General features: G+C 61.8%; 15 protein-coding genes and 2 pseudogenes. 7 read left to right on the top strand and 10 right to left on the bottom strand.

The window, feature by feature from the left end; genetic code table 11:
- From FBY10_RS30495 to FBY10_RS30475, 5 genes are all read right to left on the bottom strand, one after another.
- On the bottom strand, nucleotides 1-554 hold a 554-nt coding region (locus FBY10_RS30495), incomplete at its 3' end, for a substrate-binding domain-containing protein (protein WP_145338755.1).
- 37 nt (nucleotides 555-591) lie between these two features.
- Nucleotides 592-1,455 carry an SMP-30/gluconolactonase/LRE family protein gene (locus FBY10_RS30490; protein WP_145338756.1) on the bottom strand — a complete coding sequence of 288 codons (864 nt, stop codon included), beginning with the start codon at nucleotides 1,453-1,455 and terminating at the stop codon, nucleotides 592-594.
- A 19-nt stretch (nucleotides 1,456-1,474) separates the two neighbouring features.
- Complete coding sequence (locus FBY10_RS30485) at nucleotides 1,475-3,055, bottom strand: aldehyde dehydrogenase (NADP(+)) (RefSeq protein ID WP_145338757.1); 1,581 nt, start codon at nucleotides 3,053-3,055, stop codon at nucleotides 1,475-1,477.
- Between the two features lie 10 nt (nucleotides 3,056-3,065).
- Nucleotides 3,066-4,058, bottom strand: a complete 993-nt coding sequence (gene araD1, locus FBY10_RS30480; RefSeq protein WP_145338758.1) for an AraD1 family protein — start codon at nucleotides 4,056-4,058, stop codon at nucleotides 3,066-3,068.
- Nucleotides 4,059-4,073: 15 nt separating this feature from the next.
- Nucleotides 4,074-5,396, bottom strand: a complete 1,323-nt coding sequence (locus FBY10_RS30475; RefSeq protein ID WP_145338759.1) for an MFS transporter — start codon at nucleotides 5,394-5,396, stop codon at nucleotides 4,074-4,076.
- Between the two features lie 193 nt (nucleotides 5,397-5,589).
- Between FBY10_RS30475 and FBY10_RS30470 the strand changes: the two genes are divergently transcribed.
- Together FBY10_RS30470 and FBY10_RS30465 are read left to right on the top strand one after the other, a co-directional pair.
- The gene (locus tag FBY10_RS30470) at nucleotides 5,590-7,326 is read left to right on the top strand and encodes an IlvD/Edd family dehydratase (RefSeq protein ID WP_027603618.1); all 1,737 of its coding nucleotides are present in this window, start codon (nucleotides 5,590-5,592) and stop codon (nucleotides 7,324-7,326) included.
- A gap of 48 nt (nucleotides 7,327-7,374) precedes the next feature.
- Nucleotides 7,375-8,097, top strand: a complete 723-nt coding sequence (locus FBY10_RS30465) for a FadR/GntR family transcriptional regulator (protein WP_065926379.1) — start codon at nucleotides 7,375-7,377, stop codon at nucleotides 8,095-8,097.
- A 122-nt stretch (nucleotides 8,098-8,219) separates the two neighbouring features.
- Here FBY10_RS30465 and FBY10_RS30460 read toward each other — a convergent pair whose 3' ends face one another.
- Nucleotides 8,220-10,346, bottom strand: coding sequence for a TonB-dependent siderophore receptor (locus FBY10_RS30460; protein ID WP_145338760.1), 2,127 nt, complete (start codon nucleotides 10,344-10,346; stop codon nucleotides 8,220-8,222).
- A 189-nt stretch (nucleotides 10,347-10,535) separates the two neighbouring features.
- Entirely contained in the window at nucleotides 10,536-11,627 is a 1,092-nt protein-coding gene (locus tag FBY10_RS30455; RefSeq protein ID WP_145338761.1) for an NADH:flavin oxidoreductase/NADH oxidase, read from the bottom strand.
- 78 nt (nucleotides 11,628-11,705) lie between these two features.
- On the opposite strand from FBY10_RS30455, the gene FBY10_RS30450 reads away from it, so the two are divergent.
- Entirely contained in the window at nucleotides 11,706-12,017 is a 312-nt protein-coding gene (locus tag FBY10_RS30450; protein WP_093546722.1) for a helix-turn-helix transcriptional regulator, read from the top strand.
- 8 nt (nucleotides 12,018-12,025) lie between these two features.
- Here FBY10_RS30450 and FBY10_RS30445 read toward each other — a convergent pair whose 3' ends face one another.
- From FBY10_RS30445 to FBY10_RS30435, 3 genes are read right to left on the bottom strand one after another with little or no spacing between them, the layout of a single operon-like run.
- The gene (locus FBY10_RS30445; RefSeq protein ID WP_145338762.1) at nucleotides 12,026-12,484 is read right to left on the bottom strand and encodes a metallophosphoesterase family protein; all 459 of its coding nucleotides are present in this window, start codon (nucleotides 12,482-12,484) and stop codon (nucleotides 12,026-12,028) included.
- The gene (locus FBY10_RS30440; RefSeq protein WP_145338763.1) at nucleotides 12,481-13,527 is read right to left on the bottom strand and encodes a GGDEF domain-containing protein; all 1,047 of its coding nucleotides are present in this window, start codon (nucleotides 13,525-13,527) and stop codon (nucleotides 12,481-12,483) included. Before FBY10_RS30440 ends, FBY10_RS30445 begins: the two co-directional genes overlap by 4 nt.
- Nucleotides 13,512-14,390, bottom strand: a complete 879-nt coding sequence (locus FBY10_RS30435; RefSeq protein WP_178116818.1) for a hypothetical protein — start codon at nucleotides 14,388-14,390, stop codon at nucleotides 13,512-13,514. Before FBY10_RS30435 ends, FBY10_RS30440 begins: the two co-directional genes overlap by 16 nt.
- Before the next feature lie 261 nt (nucleotides 14,391-14,651).
- On the opposite strand from FBY10_RS30435, the gene FBY10_RS30430 reads away from it, so the two are divergent.
- From FBY10_RS30430 to FBY10_RS30420, 4 genes and pseudogenes are all read left to right on the top strand, one after another.
- On the top strand, nucleotides 14,652-15,542 hold the full coding sequence (locus tag FBY10_RS30430) for a bestrophin family protein (protein ID WP_145338765.1): 891 nt from the start codon (nucleotides 14,652-14,654) through the stop codon (nucleotides 15,540-15,542).
- A gap of 144 nt (nucleotides 15,543-15,686) precedes the next feature.
- Nucleotides 15,687-16,766 (top strand): annotated as a pseudogene (locus tag FBY10_RS32405) (cache domain-containing protein); the annotation flags it as partial.
- A gap of 327 nt (nucleotides 16,767-17,093) precedes the next feature.
- Nucleotides 17,094-17,630 (top strand): annotated as a pseudogene (locus FBY10_RS32400) (methyl-accepting chemotaxis protein); the annotation flags it as partial.
- 91 nt (nucleotides 17,631-17,721) lie between these two features.
- Nucleotides 17,722-18,543, top strand: a complete 822-nt coding sequence (locus tag FBY10_RS30420) for a DeoR/GlpR family DNA-binding transcription regulator (RefSeq protein ID WP_131698757.1) — start codon at nucleotides 17,722-17,724, stop codon at nucleotides 18,541-18,543.
- Nucleotides 18,544-18,736: the final 193 nt, after the last annotated feature.

Here is an 18,736-nt window from a genome sequence, read left to right as displayed (position 1 = left end):
ATCGAGCCGTCGGTGCGTTTCTTGCCGGTGTCGAGTTCATTGAAGGTGTTGATCACCGCGTAGGTGTCCTTCCAGTCCCAACCGCGTTTTTTCGCTTCGGCAGCCATGGCCGCGCCTTGTTTCTGGCCGACTTCAAACGCGGCCATGCCCAGGTACGGCACGTCCTCCATGAAGTTGCCCTTGGCGTCGACAAAGCGGTCATCCACGGCAATCACTTTCAAACCGTTGGCCTTGGCCTTGGCGACAATGGCCGGGCCCAGGGACACGTCCGGCGGGCAAATCACAAAGCCCTTGGCGCCGTTGGCGGCCAGGCTGTCGATGGCCGAGAGGGTTTTCTCGCCATCGGGCACGGCGATCTTGATCACGGTAAAGCCATGTTCCTTGCCGGCTTTTTCGGCAAAGGCCCATTCGGTCTGGAACCACGGCTCCTCGGCCTGCTTGACCAGAAAACCGATTTTCACTTCTTCAGCGGCCAGCAACAGCCCGCTCAAGCTCATGGCCGAGACCGCCACAGCGGCGCAGCACAGGGAACGGATACCACGACGACGATTCATACGGGTGACTCCTTGTTGTTGTTTTTAAGTCTTGGGGTTAACCGGCAAAGCGATGGCAAGGCATGCCGGGTACATCGACTTCGATGGCCAGCACCGCGCCGTCCAGAGGGTGATCCAATGGACTGGCGGCGCTGGTGATATACAAGGTGGTGAGGTGGGGGCCACCGAATACGCAACTGGTGGGGCGACTCACGGGCAATTCGATAATGCGGTCCACCTCACCCTCGGGCGTCAGGCGCAGCAGGCAACTGCCGTCCCAACGGGCGTTCCAGAGGTAGCCTTGAGTGTCCATGGCCGAGCCATCTGGCCCGCCGCGCGCGTGCGGTCCGAACCACACGGTTGGCGGCTGGAGTTGACCGTCGGCCTGGATCGAATACTGGTAGAGCGTGGCGTCCAGGCTGTCACCGAAATGCACCTGGCGGCCGTCCTCGCTCCACAGCAAGGTGTTGGGAATGCCCAGGCCGTGGAGCAACGGCGTGACCTGTGCGTCCGCATCGATGCGAAACAAGCCGCCGGAGCGCCGCGTGATCGGCAGGTCTTCGCCGTGTTCGCCGATGTTGTTCTGCATGGTGCCCAGCCACAGGCGGCCCTGGGCATCGCAGCGTGCTTCATTGCCACGGTTGCCCGGCTGCGGGTCGGCCACGCAGAGCAGGGTGAGGGCTTCGGTGGCCAGGTCCAGGCGGTAGACACCGCTGCTCAAGGTCACCAGCGCATCACCGCTTTCACACGGGATAAACGCCGAAACGTGCTCGGGCAACTGCCAGATCTGCAACTGCCCGCCCATCAGGCGCAGGGCCTGTTTGCCGGCGATATTGACCCAGTACAGCGCCTGGGTCGGCACATCCCAGAACGGGCCTTCCCCCAGTTGCGCACGATGCTCAGTGACAGCGGTACACGACATGACGCCTCCTGATGAGTGTTTACAGCGAGTCGCGGGATGGCGTGCCATCCACCAGGCGCTGGATGCGCAACGGGTTGGCGTTTTTCAACGCGTCGGGCAGCAAGCTGTCAGGGTAGTTCTGGAAGCACACCGGACGCAGGAAACGGTCGATGGCCAAGGTGCCGACCGAGGTGCCACGGGCATCCGACGTCGCCGGATACGGACCGCCATGCACCATCGAGTCGCAGACTTCGACGCCGGTCGGGTAGCCGTTGAGCAGGATGCGCCCGACTTTCTGTTCCAGCAGCGGCGTAAGTTCGGCGAACTCTTGAAAGTCTGCCGGTTCGCCAATGATCGTCGCGGTGAGCTGTCCGTGCAGGCCGTGCAAGGCGGCGCTGAGTTGGGCTTGATCAGCAACTTCGACAAACACCGTGGTAGGGCCGAAGACTTCTTCCTGCAGCACTTCATCGCCCTCGATCAGCAAGCGTACATCCGCCTTGAACAGCTGCGGTTGCGCCTGATTGCCCGCCTGGGTGCTACCGGCCAAATGCTGAATACCCGAGTGAGCCAGGAGTTTTTCCAGGCCTTTGCCGTAGCTGCTCAGGGTGCCGGCATTGAGCATGGTTTGCGCCGGTTGCTCGCCAATCAGTTGAGCGACCTGCTGGGTAAACGCGGTGAACTGCGGCGACGCGATACCGATCACCAGGCCAGGGTTGGTGCAGAACTGGCCGCAGCCTTGCACCACCGACGCGGTCAGATCCCGTGCGACGGTTTCCGCTCGCGCTTGCAGGGCCTGGGGCAGCACGATCACCGGGTTGATGCTCGACATCTCGGCAAACACCGGGATCGGCTGCGGGCGTGCCGCGGCCATGTCGCACAAGGCGCGACCGCCCTTGAGCGAGCCGGTAAAGCCCACCGCCTGGATCGCGGGGTGCTTGACCAGCGCCTCGCCGACGCCGCCACCAAAGATCATATTGAACACACCCGCCGGCATCTCGGTCGCTTCTGCCGCGCGAATGATTGCACTGGCCACCTGTTCAGCCGTGGCCATATGCCCGCTGTGGGCCTTGAACACCACCGGGCAACCGGCCGCCAGCGCCGCTGCGGTATCGCCGCCTGCGGTGGAAAACGCCAGGGGGAAGTTGCTCGCGCCAAACACGGCCACCGGGCCCAGGCCGATGCGGTATTGGCGCAGGTCCGGGCGTGGCAGCGGCTGGCGATCGGGTAACGCCTTGTCGATGCGCGCGCCGTAGAAATCACCGCGACGCAGCACCGTGGCGAACAGGCGCATCTGGCCGCTGGTACGCCCACGCTCGCCTTTGATACGTGCGGCGGGCAGCGCGGTTTCACGGCAGACCAGCTCGATGAAGTTATCGCTCAGGGCATCCAGCTCGTCGGCTATCGCGTCCAGGAACTGCGCACGGCGCGCGGCACTCAACGCGCGATAAGCCGGATACGCCGCGGCGGCGGCCTTGGCGGCGGCATCGACCTCTTCCGGCGTGGCCTGGTAGAAATCCTGCGGCAAGGTCTCGCCCGTGCTGGCATCGACGCTCTGCAGCTTGATGCTGCCGTTGGCGCTGCGCTGGCCGCCGATGTAGTTGTGGCCGAGGAACTGGGTCATGTTGATCTCCTTAAAGGGGGGTGACTTGGCCGGGTTCAAATGCCGCATCGCTGCTGCCGACGCCATTGACCAACGGCGCGCCGAACTCGGCCTGGCTGATCTCGAACACATCGCCCGGTTGGGTACGTATACCATCGGCGAATGACAGCGTGGCGGTGCCGAAGAAGTGAATGTGCACATCGCCCGGCTTGAGGAACTGGCGGTATTTGAAGTGGTGGTACTCGAGGTTTTCCAGGCTGTGGCACATATTGGCCTCGCCACTGAGGAATTCGTTCCGCCAGATTTCCTCGCCGTTACGCAGGATGCGGCTGGTGCCGGCCAGGTGCTGGGGCAACTCGCCCACGCGCAGCTCGGGACCGTAGCTGCAACTGCGCAGCTTGGAATGGGCCAGGTACAGGTAGTTCTTGCGCTCCATGATGTGGTCGGAGAACTCGTTGCCCACTGCAAACCCCAGGCGATAGGGCTTGCTGTCCGGGCCGATCACATACAGGCCGCCGATTTCCGGTTCTTCACCGGCGTCTTCGGCAAACGGTGGCACCGGGAAGGCTTCGCCTGGGCGCACGACGATGCTGCCGTCGCCCTTGTAGAACCATTCCGGTTGCACGCCGGCCTGGCCGGCAGCGGGCTTGCCGCCCTCCACGCCCCATTTGAAGATGCGCATGGTGTCGGTCAAGGTGCTTTCATCGCCGGCCTGCTGGTGCATTTTGTCCCGCGCCGAGGCGCTGCCCAGGTGGGTCAGGCCGGTGCCGCTGATGAGCATATGGGCCGGGTCCGGGTGATCCAACGGCGGCAAAATCTTCAGGTCGGCCAGCAGCGTGGCGTAGTCATGGCTGTCGCCCAGGCCCAGGCTCTCGACCTGCTGCTGCAACTTGACGCCCGCCTCGATGGCAGCCAGCGCCAGTTCGCGCACGCTGCGCGCGGTAAGTACTTCGCGCACTGTGGCGCCTTCTACAACGCCGACCCGGCGTTCACCGTTGCTTGACTCGAACTGAACTAAACGCATGAAACTTCTCCCAGATTAAGTACGTGTGGCGCCACGGGCGCTGGCGGCGAATTGATCGGCGGGCAGTACGTGCTTGCGCTCCAGCACGCGGTAGACCACGCCGGTCAAGACCAGCCCGAACACCATGACCGCGGACAGGAAGTACAAGCCCGAGGCGAGGTTGCCGGTGTATTCCTTGAGCGCACCGATCACGAACGGACCGATATAGCCGCCGAGGTTGCCCACCGAGTTGATCAAGGCAATGCCCGCCGCCGCACTGGCGCCGGCAAAGAAGCGCCCCGGCAAGGTCCAGAACACTGCGGTGCAGGAAAACATCGCAAACGCCGCCAGGCACAGCGCGGCCATTTGCAGCACCGGCACACTCAGCCAGGCGCTGAAAAACAGGCCGATGGCGCCCAGCACATACAGCACGGCCAGGTGGCCGTAGCGATCATTCAGGCGGTCGGAACTGCGCGGGATGATCAGCAGGCCGATGATGCCGAAGATGTACGGCACGGCGGAGATAAAGCCGGTGACCAGGTCGGTGCCGCCAAACTGCTTGATCAGGGTCGGCAACCACAGGCCCAGGCCATAGATGCTCAGGGTCACCGGCAGGTAGAACAGCGCCAGCAGTAACACGCGTTTGTCCTTGAGGGCATGCAGCGGGTTGCCGTGGCGGGTCTGGCCGTAGGCTTGCAGGTCTTTGTCCAGCTCACCGGTGAGCCAGGCCTTTTCGTCGTCGCTCATCCATTTGACCTGCTTGGGGCCATCCGGCAGGTAGCGCAGCACCGGCCAGGTCAGCAGGATCGCCGGGGTGCCGATCACGATGAACAGCCACTGCCAGCCATGCAGGCCGAGGATGCCGTCCATGCCCAGCAGGCCGCCGGACACGGGGCCGGTGATCATCATCGCAATCGGTTGGGAGAGGATGAACAGCCCGAGGATCTTGCCGCGATGGCGCACCGGGAACCATTGGGTGATGTAGTACAGGACGCCGGGAAAGAATCCGGCTTCGGCCGCGCCGAGCAGGAAGCGCATCACATAGAAGCTGTGCGGCCCTTGCACGAAGGCCATGCCGATGGTGATCGCGCCCCAGGTGATCATGATCCGCGCGAACCAACGCCGTGCGCCGAAGCGGTCGAGCATCAGGTTGCTGGGGATCTCGAAGAGGAAGTAGCCAATGAAGAACAATCCCGCGCCCAGGCCATAGGCCGCATCGCCGATACCGACGTCCGCGCCCATGTGCAGCTTGGCAAAACCCACGGCGGAGCGGTCCACGTAGGCGATCAGGTACAGCAGGATCAGGAAGGGAATCAGTTTCAGCGTGATGCGCCGAATAAGCCGCAGTTCCTGGCTCATGGGGGTCGATCTCCGATTGTTGTTCTTATAGAAGCTCGGGGGACGCCTCTCGCGAAAATCCGCCAGGGTCATACCTCAGTTAAGCCAGACTATATAGTAGGACTATTTACAAAACAACTCTTCCAAAGCATCGATTTTGCGCTTATGTTTAAGCACGCATAGAACATATAGTCATACAATAAGAGAATCGATCATGTCTGATAAAAAGCCCGGCCTACGCTCCGCCCAGTGGTTTGGTACCGCCGACAAAAACGGCTTTATGTACCGCAGCTGGATGAAGAACCAGGGCATTGCCGACCATCAGTTTCATGGCAAGCCGATCATCGGTATCTGCAATACCTGGTCGGAGCTGACCCCGTGCAACGCGCATTTCCGCCAGATCGCCGAGCACGTCAAACGTGGCGTGATCGAGGCCGGTGGCTTCCCGGTGGAATTCCCGGTGTTCTCCAACGGCGAATCCAACCTGCGCCCCACCGCCATGCTCACCCGCAACCTGGCGAGCATGGACGTGGAGGAAGCCATTCGCGGCAACCCGATTGACGGTGTGGTGCTGCTGACCGGCTGCGACAAGACCACCCCGGCCCTGCTGATGGGCGCCGCCAGTTGCGACGTACCGGCCATCGTGGTCACCGGCGGGCCGATGCTCAACGGCAAGCACAAGGGCCAGGACATCGGCTCGGGCACCGTGGTGTGGCAGCTCAGTGAACAGGTCAAGGCCGGCACCATTACCCTGGATGATTTCCTCGCGGCCGAAGGCGGCATGTCGCGTTCGGCGGGCACCTGCAACACCATGGGCACCGCGTCGACCATGGCCTGCATGGCCGAGGCACTGGGCACTTCCCTGCCCCACAACGCGGCGATCCCGGCAGTGGATGCGCGCCGTTATGTGTTGGCCCATATGTCCGGCATGCGTGCGGTGGAGATGGTGCGCGAAGACTTGAAGCTGTCGAAGATCCTCACCAAGGAAGCGTTTGAAAACGCCATCCGCGTGAACGCCGCCATCGGTGGTTCGACCAACGCCGTGATCCACTTGAAAGCCATCGCCGGGCGCATCGGCGTCGAGCTCGATCTGGACGACTGGACCCGCATCGGTCGCGGCATGCCGACCATCGTCGACCTGCAACCGTCCGGGCGCTTCCTGATGGAAGAGTTCTACTACGCCGGTGGCCTGCCCGCCGTGCTGCGTCGCCTCGGTGAAGCCAACCTGATCCCGCACCCGAATGCCCTGACCGTCAACGGCAAGACCCTGGGCGAAAACACCAAGGACTCGCCGATCTACGGCCAGGACGAAGTGATCCGCACCCTCGACAACCCGATCCGCGCCGACGGTGGCATCTGCGTGCTGCGCGGCAACCTGGCGCCACTCGGTGCGGTGCTCAAGCCTTCGGCGGCCAGCGCCGAGCTGATGCAGCATCGCGGCCGTGCGGTGGTGTTCGAGAACTTCGACATGTACAAGGCGCGCATCAACGACCCGGAACTGGACGTGGACGCCAACTCGATCCTGGTCATGAAAAACTGCGGCCCCAAGGGTTACCCAGGCATGGCCGAAGTCGGCAACATGGGCTTGCCGGCCAAACTGCTGGCCCAGGGCGTGACCGATATGGTGCGGATCTCCGATGCGCGCATGAGCGGCACCGCCTACGGCACGGTTGTGTTGCATGTGGCGCCGGAAGCCGCGGCCGGCGGACCGTTGGCCACGGTGAAGGAAGGTGACTGGATCGAGCTCGACTGCGCCAACGGCCGCCTGCACCTGGACATCCCCGACGCAGAGCTGGCGGCGCGCATGGCCGACCTGAAGCCGCCGCAGAACCTGATCGTCGGCGGCTACCGCCAGTTGTACATCGACCATGTGCTGCAGGCCGACCAGGGTTGCGACTTTGACTTCCTGGTGGGTTGCCGTGGGGCTGAAGTCCCCCGGCATTCCCACTAATTGGGATGCTATGATGCCGCGAATTTAAGTCAGAGCATCCCTGTCGTTATGGATCACCAGCCGCCCAAGCCGCGCAAGAGCATGCATGCCCAGATCGTTCAGGACTTGGGCATGCACATCGTTTCAGGTCGCTTCAAGCCCGAAGAACGGCTGCCCATGGAGGCCACGCTCTGCGAGGAGTACAAGGTCAGTCGTTCGGTGTTGCGCGAGGCGACCCGGGTGCTCAGCGCCAAGGGCCTGGTGTATTCCAAGCCACGGGTGGGCGCGGTGGTGCGGCCGCGCTTGAAATGGCACCTGCTCGACCCGGACGTGTTGTCCTGGTTGATGCAGTCCACGCCCCACAGTGAATTTTTCAACACCTTGGCCGGTGTGCGGCGCATCCTCGAGCCGGAGATTGCCGCCATGGCGGCGACCACCGCCACCGATGAAGACATCGCCACCATCGAAAAAGCCTACCAGGGCATGGAAACCGCGCAGACCCACGAACAGCTGTTGCAGGCCGACCTGGACTTCCACCGCGCCATCGCCGACGCCACCCGCAACGACCTGCTCGCCTATATGTGCAACATGCTGTCGTTGCCGCTGCGCGAGTCGATCAACATCACCAACCGCCGCCCGGACATCCAGGGCCTGAGCCTGCCCCGGCACAAGGCGATCCTCACCGCAATCCAGAACCGCGACGCCCTTGGCGCCCGGCATGCGTCGCTGGTGCAGTTGGATGACACGCGGGTGGCGTTGGATACGGTGATGAATGTGCTCACGCCGTTGTAATGTAAACGCAATTAAATGTGGGAGGGGGCTTGCCCCCGATAGCGGTGGTTCAGTCACAGCAACATCGACTGGTCTACCGCTACCGGGGCAAGCCCCCTCCCACATTGAAACTGTGCAGGCCGTTAGAGGGTGTAGGCGATGCCTACCTGCACCGTGCGCGGTTCGCCTGGGTAGGCGTATACGTTGCCAAACGCACCTTCTTCATAGTCGCGATTGAACAGGTTCTTCACATCCAGGTTCAGCCGCACCTTGTCGTTGACCTTGTAGTAGCTGAGCAGGTCGACCACGGTGTAGGCGTCCATCGAGAAGGCATTGTTGGAGGTCTGCCCGGCCCGCTCATCCACATACTTGCCACCCGCGCCCAGGCCCAGGCCCTTGAGGGCGCCGTCCTGGAATTCGTAGACGTTGAGCAGGCTGAAGCTATTGCGCGGGATGTTCAGCAAACGCGTGCCGGTGCGCAGGGTGTTGTCCTTGGTCACTTCGGCGTCCACGTAGGCATAGCCGCCGATCACACGCCACTCGGGGGTGAGGTTGCCCGCCACGTTCAAGTCGAAACCACGGCTGCGAACCTGGCCGGCGGCGACGCTGAAGGTTGAGTCGAGAGGGTCGGTGGTGAGCACGTTTTTCTTCTCGATCTGGTAGATCGCGGCGTCGACGCTGAGTTGACGGTCCAGGGCTTCCCACTTGATGCCCATCTCGTAGGATTTGCCTTTCTCCGGTTCAAAACCACCGCCCTGGCGACTGGCGCCGGTGTTGGGCTTGAACGAACGCGCGGCGTCAGCGTAGACCGCGACGGTGTCGGTGAGGTCGTAGATCACGCCGACGCGTGGGGTGACGGCGTTGTCGCTGGCTTCCCAGCTTTTACCGCCCGGCACGTAGGTGTGGTAGTCGTGTTCAAAGCGCTCGAAGCGTGCGCCGGCAAGGACTTTCAAACGCTCGGTCAGGGCCACCTGGTCCTGGACAAAAGCAGCGTAGGTCTTGAGGTTTTCCTTGTCGTGGGTCGGCGTGCGTGTGAGGTTCGGGCGCGCCTGGCCGTAGACCGGGTTGAAGATGTCGATGGGATAGCTACCCGCCAAGCCGCTGGAACGCTGGATAATCGACTTGTAGTCGTAGTCTTCGAACTCGACGCCGGTAAGCAAGGTGTGGTCGAAACCGCCGGTGGAGAAATGCCCGGTGAGGTTGAGCTGGGTGTCTTTATCGGTCCACTCCAGCTTGCGGTAGTTGAAGTTGCGGCTCAGGGTACGACCGTCGGCGCCCAGGCTGTTGGCTTCAATGGCATTGCCTTGCAAGGTGCCGTCCAGCCACTGGAAACCACCGCCCAGGGTCCAGCTGTCATTGAGCAGGTGCTCGAAACGCAGCTGGGCCATGCTGTTGTCGTTGTGCAGTTTGCCGACGTCTTTTTCACCCCAGAAGGTGTCGCGCGAGGCGGTGCCTTTTTGATTGGGGTAGCGCGTCAGGCCACGGTCCAGCGGATGGTTGTTGCGCATGAAATCGCCTTCGAAGATCACCTTGGTGTCATCGCTGGCCTGCCAGGTGATCACCGGCGTCACGCCGTAGCGTTCGGTCTCGACATGATCACGGAAGGTGTCACCGCCCTCGCCCACCACGTTCAGGCGATAGGCCAGGCGACCCTGTTCGTCCAGCGGGCCGGAGGCGTCGAGGGTGGCGCGTTGCATGCCTTGGTCATCCAGTTGGCTGCCGAGGGTCACGGTCGGCTCGGCCAGCGGTTGCTTGGACACCACGTTGAAGGTGCCGCCGGGATCGCCACGGCCATACAGCATGGTTGCCGGGCCGCGCAGCACTTCGAGGCGTTCGATGGTGTTGGCATCCGGCATGTTCGGGTAGCCACGGTTGATCGGGAAACCGTTGCGGTAGAACTCGCCGGTGGTGAAGCCACGTACGGTGAAGGTGGTGAGCCCCTGCCCACCGAAATTGTTGGCGCGGCCCACGCCGCCAGCGTAGTCCAGTGCGTCCTGCAAGCGGGTGGCGCCGATATCTTCGACCACATCCTTGGACACGACGCTGATGGACTGCGGGGTTTCATGAATCGAGGTGTCGGTGCGCGTCGCACTCGCCGAACGTGTGGCGTGGTAGCCCTTGACCGGCCCTTGCGCCGTCTCGTAGTCCGCCTCGCCCGTGACATTGGTGGCCTGCAGCTCAAGACTGGCCTTGTCGGCAGGGACAACCTCTGCCCAGGTAAAAGGCGAAAACGCCTGAAGCACACAGAGGGAAATCAAGGTACGACGCATGGATGTTGAACCTAGTGAAAGAGCCAGAAGGGGCGGCAAACCTGCCAAGAATTCGCGGCGCATGATATATCAATGAATTCTCGTTTGATATCTATTCTCATTCGTTGTTTTTTGAGTATCCGTTTTGTATCAATACCGAGACGAAAAAAAGCCACTCAATTGAGTGGCCTATAGACTGCCTGGCTTACCTTAGCGATAGCGCTCCAGCCAATGGGCGTAAGGCGCCGGCAAGGTCCAGGAGGATTTCTCCACGCCCAGCTCCTTGGCAGCGAAGTACGCCCAATGCGGGTCCGCAAGGTGCGCACGACCGACCGAGACCAGGTCCAGGTGCCCAGACTGCAACGCGCCTTCTGCCAGTTGCGGCGTGCCAAAGCCCCAGGCCGAGGTCACCGGGATGCCCGCTTCGCGGCGCACGCGCTCGGCGATCGGGCCCATGAAGGCCGGGCCCCACGGGATATTGGTGTCGGGGATGGTAAAACCGACGCTGACGCTCAGCAGGTCCAGGCCGCCAGCCTTGAAGTTGCGGGCCAGTTCGATGGATTCGGTGAGGGTCTGCTCGTCACGGCCGTCGTATTCGATCACGCCAAAACGCGCGGTCAGCGGCAGGTTCTCTGGCCAGACTTCGCGCACGGCGGCCAGGGTTTCCAGGAGGAAACGGCTGCGGTTGTCGAAGCTGCCACCGTAGGCGTCGGTGCGCTGGTTGGAATGCTCGGAGAAGAAGCTCTGGCCCAGGTAGCCATGGGCGAAGTGCAGTTCGATCCACTCGAAACCGGCGTCGCGGGCACGGCGGGCGGCGTCGACGAAGTCCTGCTTGACCCGAGCGATGTCGTCCAGGGTCATGGCGCGTGGCACTTGCGGCAGGTTGGCACCGAAGGCGATGGCCGACGGCGCGATGGTTTCCCAGCTGCGCGCATCGGAGGCAGGCATATGGTCGTCCCCTTCCCACGGGCGGTTGGCGCTGGCTTTGCGACCGGCGTGACCGATCTGGATGCCTGGCACCGAGCCGGCGGCCTTGATGGCCTTGACCATGGGCACGAACGCTGCGGCGTGGGCGTCGCTCCAGATACCGGCGCAACCTGGGGTGATGCGCCCCTCAGGCGCTACAGCGGTGGCTTCGACCACCAGCAAACCGGCGCCGCCACGCGCCATACCGGCCAGGTGCACGAGGTGCCAGTCGTTGACGATGCCGTCCTCGGCCATGTATTGGCACATAGGCGGGATGGCGATGCGATTGCGCAGGGTGACGTCTTTGAGTTTGAACGGTTCGAACAAAGCGGACATTGAGAACTCCGGGAGCGAGTGAATGATTCGATAGTTCGATGGTAATCGAACTATGGTATTCGATGATACCCCCCTGTTATGATTCGTTTCATGCGAGCCTTTAAACACCCTCCCCTTGAAGACCTGACCCTCGAGCGTCTGCTGTACGCCCTGAGTGACCCGGTGCGCCTGGAAATCGTGCGCTGCCTGGCCGGTGTGCCCGAAGCCACCTGCGGCGAACTGGACGGCGGGCGCCCCAAGTCCAGTATGTCTCACCACTTCCGGGTCCTGCGCGATGCCGGCCTGGTACACACCCGCAGCGTGGGCACCACCCATATGAATTCATTGCGCGGCGATGTGCTTGAGGAACGGTTTCCGGGGTTGTTGCAGAGCATCCTGGCGCAACAATAAAACCCGGATCAGTCCAGCAGCGCGATCAGCCGCGACTCGATCGTCATCTCCCGCACCTCCAGCACCGCCAACGTCACCGGCAACGTGAAGCGCCGCCGCCCTGCACTGCCGGGGTTCACATACAGCGTTGCGCCCCGCCATTCGATCAGGGGCTTGTGCGAATGGCCGGTGATCACCAGCCGCGTAGGCGTATCGAGTAATGCAGGTACGTCGGCGATGTCATGCACCACCAGCGTCCGCCATCCACCCACATCCAGCATCAGATAGTCGGGCACCTGCTGTGCCCACGGCGCGTCCTGGTCGTTGTTGCCGCGCACCACGTGCAGGGGCGCGATCTGTGCCAATTGCTGAAGAATCTCAGGGCTGCCGATATCACCGGCATGGATGATCTGTTCACATCCCTGCAACGCCGCCACGGCTTCAGGCCGCAGCAGGCCATGGGTATCGGAAATCACGCCAACTTTCATAGGGCCTCCGGGGTGGACATCGAACCGTGGGACACCGGCGCGCCATCCAGATACACGCGGTCCTTGCCGTTGCCCTTGGCGGTGTAGAGGTTGCGGTCGGCACGCTTGAGAACCGCTGACATATCGGCCCCGACCGTGAAATGCGTCATGCCCGCACTGCAGGTGTAGTCATGGGGTGGCGCGACACTGCTGCGGATCGCTTGCAGCAGGCGCAGCGCGTAATCGGTGGCGAGACCAAGGTCATCGCCCACCAGCAGCACCCCGAATTCTTCGCCGCCAATCCTGCCGAAACTGTGGCTGCCCGGGGTGGATTTAAGGCACGCGGCCATGGCGCAGAGAATCCTGTCGCCGACGTCATGGCCGAACTGGTCATTCTTCAATTTGAAACTGTCGATATCCAGCATCATGAAGTAGCCGGTATCACCGGCCGCAATCAGTTTGGCGAAGCTCTCCATAAAGGCCCGCCGATTCAGGATGGAGGTCAAGTAATCGGTCTCGGCCAACTCCCGAAACTCACTCTCCACCAGTAACACGGAACGCAGGTTCTTTAGGTAGTAGACATTCAAGATAAAGCCGATCGCCACCGACGAGGCGCAAAAGATAAACACGTAGATATCGACGCCTTCGTAAAGGCTCATCTGAATGCTGGGCCACGTCAGTAACCAGACCAAGGCGGCGCAGACCAGAAAGTCCTGAACCACGATAAACAGGATTGCGCTGCTCATCACCAAGGTCACGGCCAGCGGCAAGGCGAATACCTGCAGCTCGGGACGGGTGTGAACCACATAGGCAAAACCCGCGGACAGCAGCACCATGTAGGCCACGCCCAGTGCCCGCCACAGCACATACTGAGTCACCGCCCGGTGAACCCTATACACCACGCACAGCCCCATCGTGACCAGCACGACCGGCCAGCCGAACCTCCCCCCGCGATCAACCAGCAACACCGCCAGCCAGGCGAAAATCCCGATCAGTTCGGCCTGGGCAATGGCGGGCGACAACAGCCTTTGCATTCGTGGCCTGAGTTTCACATTAGCCGGCATCCCGTCACTCCCTGTGTATGAGTGGCCGCTTTGTTATCGGCATGACTCAGTTGAAGACTGTGCAGACAGGTCGCAAACGAATACGCCATGAAGCGTCTTACCAACACCATAAAAGGTGGCAGGACTTCAAGCAGTGTCTTGGAGTGAATCTTGAAATAGCCCCGGTCGGCCCCCTCTTGCACCAAGCGAATAACGTGTGTCTTGGACACCGAGAGTTGCTCTGCGATGGAAAGGTAGGACGAAGTCCTGAAGCTTGCCCCCTGGTTATCCAGCGCACACGCATCGTTATAGATCGCCAGCATCAACATATGCCCGGCATCGCGCTTTACCAGCCAATAACAATCAGGCATCAACAGGTCAATGGTCACGTTATGGGACAGAAGGACCGAAAACCCTTTGAAATAACGTGCCAGGTAAGCGCGATCATCCAACCCATTCATTGAGCTGCAAACCGCGGTTTGCGGGTACATCACGCCCAGCGGCTCGACCACGGACGTGAGCATCAGCCGGATCTCCTCGCAGGCTTGGGATGACGGGCTGAATACCCGCAAACGGCTGTCATCCGCATGCCTCGACACCGTCATGAACCCCAACGCCCTGAACAGCAGGAAGATCGACTCCAGGCTGTTCCTGGAACAAAACCCACGCGCCATACAAAACTCTTTCACCTCGGACAGTAATGGCACCGGCTTGGAGAAATACGTGCTCAATAACGTAAAGGACACCATCAAGCGACTGAACTTCAGTGCGGTCTTATAGAAAAACGGTCTTTTTGAATAGGACTCCAACAAAATCGAATAATGGGTACGAATACACGCTTCAAAATCCACATGGCGCTCAAACGCCCGCGCCGACTGTTCCATCGCCAACTTCAACGAACCACTGCACATGAGAAAGAGCCCTGATCAACCAACTTGGATTCACTGATCTCAATTGCAGCACCGATAATGGCGTTTCGCCTTGAGCGCAATCTATCGTGATTAGTTCAGGGGACATCGTCGCTACCAAAATTGTTCCAGAAAACTCAGGCGGCTTAACCGTTTCAGTCAGCGCTGCGAACCTTCCCTGCAAGCCGACGTCCGAGCTAAGGCACTGTTGCTTACCGCTCGCCGCGAGGTTGTCGTTTGAAAGCCGCCATCATCAAAAAGTACCGCCTGATCATCAAGACCATGGGCTATGTGGGCTGGTCGCTGTTCTGGCTGTTGCTGTGGGACGTCGCCGTCACCGTAGACTTCATGCTGTTCCTCACCGCCAAGATCAACTTGCCGCTGATGCCCCTTACCCTGCTGGGCTCGGCACTGATCGTGCTCATCAGTTTTCGCAACAGCAGCGCCTATAACCGCTGGTGGGAGGCACGCACGCTGTGGGGGGCGATGGTCAACAATTCTCGCAGCTTTGCCCGGCAGGTATTAACCCTGCTGGACGATCCCGACGGCGAAGTGAACCCGGTCAAGGCCACCCTGCTGCGCCGCCATGTGGCGTATGTGAATTGCCTGGCCGCCCACCTCAAGGGCGAACCGTGCCCTGATGAAGTACGCGCCTTTATCCCCTCCGAGGAATTCGCCCGCAACGGCGCCACCAATAACTTTGCCAATGACATCCTCACCGGCTCGGCGGCGTTGCTGGCCAAGGAATACAAGACCGGGCACCTGGACAGCATTCGCCTGGCGCGGATGGAGTCGACCCTGGTGGATTTGTCCAACGCCCAGGGGGGCATGGAGCGGATCGCCAACACGCCACTGCCCTACCCTTACGTGTATTTCCCACGCCTGTTTATCTCGCTGTTCTGCCTGATCGTGCCCGTGGGCCTGGTGGAATCCCTGGGCTGGTTCACCCCGCTGGCGTCCACCGTTGTGGGCTTTATGCTGCTGGCCATCGAGCGTATCGGCACCGACCTGCAAAGTCCGTTCCGCTCCAGCGAACACCAGATCCAGATGGAAGCCATCTGCGAAACCATCGAGAAAAACCTGCAGTCGATGCAGCGTGATGCGCTGGGTGGCGAGCGCATCGGATAAACATGCCCTTCGGCCTAAAGTGCGTGCTCCCGCAGTCGATACAAAGGGAGTACGCATGGGCTACATCCCCTCAAAACAACACATGCGACGCTCGACGCCACTGTTTTCTCCTTGCCAAAAATATAAATACCCGCGGGTGAAGTCATGAATATCAAGCAAAAGTTGACCTGGGCGTTTGCCGCTATCGCGTGCCTGCCAGTCATCCTGGTGGCCGTTATGGTTGTGCTGAACTTGCGCGAGGGGGCCCTGGCCAATTTCCTCGACAGCAGCGGTCGCGAGATCCGTCAGATCGACAACGGCATGAAGCAGTTTTTCGATGGCATCAGCCAGAACGTCGACTTCGTGGCCAAGGACCCGCGCGTTGTCGCGGCCAAGGACCTCAAGAGCTACGCCGGCGCCGACGCCGCGCAAATCCCCCTGACCCAGACCAACAAAGACCTGCTGGCGATTTTCGATCAGTTCGCCAAAAGCCACCCGAGCACCGCCTACTTGTCTTTGGGCCTCGCCGACGGCGGTTATGCCAGCTGGCCTGACGACACCAAACTGAACAACTACGACCCGCGCGTACGCCCCTGGTACAAGGCCGCCATCGCCGCGCCGGGCGCCACCGTGCGCACGGGCGCTTATTACTGGGCACCGGACGACGTGGTGCTGATCGGCACCGTGCACACCGTCGCCGACGCTACCGGCAACATCCTCGGCGTGGTCGGCCTGGACGTGTCGCTCAAGCAGCTCACCGAGCTGGTGCGCAACATCAAGCTGGGCGACAGCGGCTACCTGATGCTGGTGGAAGCCAACGGCAACGTGCTGGTGGACCCCAGCGACGCCCAGCACAACTTCAAGCCGATGGCCGACCTGGGCCCCAACTACGCCGAACTGGCCAAGCGCGGCGACGGCGTGACCCAGATCGACATCGACGGCGTGGCCTACATGGCCAACGTGGTCAGCTCCAAGGATCTGGGCTGGCGCTTTATCGGCCTGATCAAGCGCGATGAAGTCATGGCCGACGCCACCCGCCTCACCTGGTTGATCGCCGCGATTGCCGCCGCCCTGGCCGTGGTGTTCGCGATTGTCGGCGCCAGCTTTGCCAGCATGATCGTGCGCCCGATTCGCGGGGTGGCCGACGGCCTGCAGGAGATTGCTGAAGGCGAAGGCGACCTGACGCGCCAACTCAAGGTGCAAGGCAAGGACGAAACCGCCAGCCTGGCCGGCTGGTTCAACCAGTTCCTGAGCATGATCGCGCAACTGGTGCAGCGCATCGGCAACGCCTCTTCCGACCTGCAAACCGCCGCCGCCGACACCAGCGAAGTCGCCAACAACATGAACCAGGCCGCCGGTCGCCAGCGTGAAGCCGTGGAGCTGGTGAGCACCGCGTTCAACGAAATGGTGGCCACCGCCAACGAAGTCGCGCGCTCCTGCAGCGCCGCCGCCGCGAGTGCCGACGAAGGCTACCGCGACGTGCACAATGGCCAGCAGCATATCGGCGAAGCCACCGGCAGCGTGCTCAAGCTCAGCGAAGACCTGCAAAAGTCGACCCAGACCATGCAGTTGCTGGAGCAGGACAGCCAAAACATCAACACCATCCTCGACACCATCCGCTCGATCGCCGAACAGACCAACCTGCTGGCGCTCAACGCGGCGATTGAAGCCGCGCGCGCCGGTGACCAGGGCCGAGGCTTTGCAGTGGTGGCCGACGAAGTCCGCGCCCTGGCACGCCGCACCGCCGACTCCACCGGTGAAATCGACAGCCTGCTGGGCAACCTCGCCCGCCGCACCCAGGAAGTCACCCAGCAGATGCAGGGCAGCCTGCTGGTGTCCCACACCAGCGTGGAACGCATCCAGCAGGCCCGCGACAGCTTCGACAAGATCCAAGGCTCGGTGGACTCGATCCGCGACCAGAACACCCAGATCGCCACGGCCGCTGAAGAACAGCACCAGGTGGCCGAGGAGATCAACCGCCACATCGCGCAGATCCATGCCGATGCGCAACTGGTCGAAGGCTTTGCCCACTCGGCGCAGACCGGATCAGGTCGGTTGACGGATATTTCCGGTCAGCTCAAGGGGTTGGTGGGCCGCTTCAAGTTCTGACCGTTGTTACACCGGGGTCGCTTGCGGGGGCGTGTATTGGCTACTATAGCCACGCACTCCCCGCATCTTACCTAACCATCCCGGAGCCTTAATGCCCAACCCCAAGGACACGGCCGCCGACAGCAGCACCCCGATGATTCCCGAGCAGCGTCGCGAACAAATCCTGCGGCAATTGCGCAAGCATCAAGTGATGAGCGTGCACCAGTTGATGGAGATGTTCGACTGCTCGCACATGACCGTGCGCCGCGATATTGCACTGCTGGAGCAGGAAGGCCGGGCGTACTCCGTCACCGGGGGGGTCCGGATCGCCAGCCAGTTGCACAGCGAACCCAGCCATCAATCCAAAGCCGTGGTGGAGTTGCCGCAAAAACAGGCGATGGCGCGACTGGCGGCGCGATTGCTGCACGCGGACATGACGGTGTACCTGGATGCCGGCACCAGCACCCTGGAGATTGTCCCTTATATCAAGGCGCTGTCGGGCATGACGGTGGTCACCAACGACTTCGGGATCGTGCAGGCCCTTATGGATGCGACGCAGGTCACGGTGATCCACACCGGCGGCCAACTGGACCATGACAACCATTCTTCCGTCGGCGGGCTGGCCGTGGCGACCCTGCGCCAGGTGGTGACGGACATCGCCTTTGTGTCAACCAGCTCCTGGGATTTGCACCGAGGTATCACCACCCCCTCGGCGCTGAAAGTCGAGGTCAAGCAAGTGGCAATGCAATCGGCGTCCCAGGTCGTGCTGGTGGCGAGCAGTTCCAAATACGGCACCTTCAGCATGTACCGCATCGCCGGGCTCGAACCGTTCGACGTGATCATCAGCGACGACGCCCTGGCCCCGGCGGCGGCAGATGGCATCCGCAAGCGCGGGATTGAATTGATGCTGCCGGGTGATCCGTTGCCGGCGTGATGCCCTTCCTGTGTGGGAGAGGTCGAGCTTTAGCTAGGCTTCGATGGCGGCGGCACTGGTGACAGGTGTCTTGGCTGACACACCGCAATCGGGGGCAAGCCCCCTCCCACATTTGAGCTCGGTTGGCAGGTGGGAAGTTGCTCGGCTATAGATCTCGTGAGCACCGCTGATCCCTGTGGGAGATGTCGAGCTT

Source organism: Pseudomonas sp. SJZ103 (assembly GCF_007828335.1).
Lineage (GTDB): Bacteria > Pseudomonadota > Gammaproteobacteria > Pseudomonadales > Pseudomonadaceae > Aquipseudomonas.
Note: the sequence above shows the minus strand (reverse complement) of the source record. Positions and strands in the feature narration are given on the sequence as shown.